Origin of the sequence: Pseudoalteromonas luteoviolacea, from assembly GCF_001696455.1 — a bacterium.
In the GTDB taxonomy this organism is placed as follows: Bacteria; Pseudomonadota; Gammaproteobacteria; order Enterobacterales; family Alteromonadaceae; genus Pseudoalteromonas; species Pseudoalteromonas luteoviolacea_C.
Window position 1 is genome coordinate 1 of sequence record NZ_MAUJ01000051.1, and the last position, 543, is coordinate 543.

1 rRNA gene is annotated in these 543 nt (G+C 38.9%); it reads left to right on the forward strand.

The features are described 5' to 3' along the window. Positions 1 to 268: 268 nt before the first annotated feature. Positions 269 to 543: ribosomal RNA gene (locus A7985_RS25450) — 23S ribosomal RNA — on the forward strand; the annotation flags it as partial.

Genomic DNA, 543 nt, shown 5'->3' on the forward strand with positions numbered 1-543 from the left:
CCTTAACGATTTAGAACAGATTTGTTCGAAGTGTCCACACAGATGATTGTTAGTTAGCTTTTGTAAGCTAATTAATATTGCTCTTTAAAAATTTGGAAAGCTGATAATTAAATTCTCGAATAACAAGTAATTGTTATTCAGAGTTTTCGAAAGAAAATGCCGATTAATCATTTAGTTGATTAATTAGCGTCTACTTTAGTATTACTTAACTTCTGGCGAAGTTAAAACTGTCTTTAGCAGTACAACTTAAAACTATTTTGGGTTGTATGGTTAAGTGACTAAGCGTACACGGTGGATGCTTGGCAGTTGGAGGCGATGAAGGACGTACTAACTTGCGATAAGCTAAGTCAAGCCAGTAAGAGGCACTTGAGACTTAGATTTCCGAATGGGGAAACCCACCGCACAGCGGTATCTTACAGTGAATACATAGCTGTAAGAGGCAAACCGGGAGAACTGAAACATCTAAGTACCCCGAGGAAAAGAAATCAACCGAGATTCCGAAAGTAGCGGCGAGCGAAATCGGATTAGCCCTTAAGCTTCAGT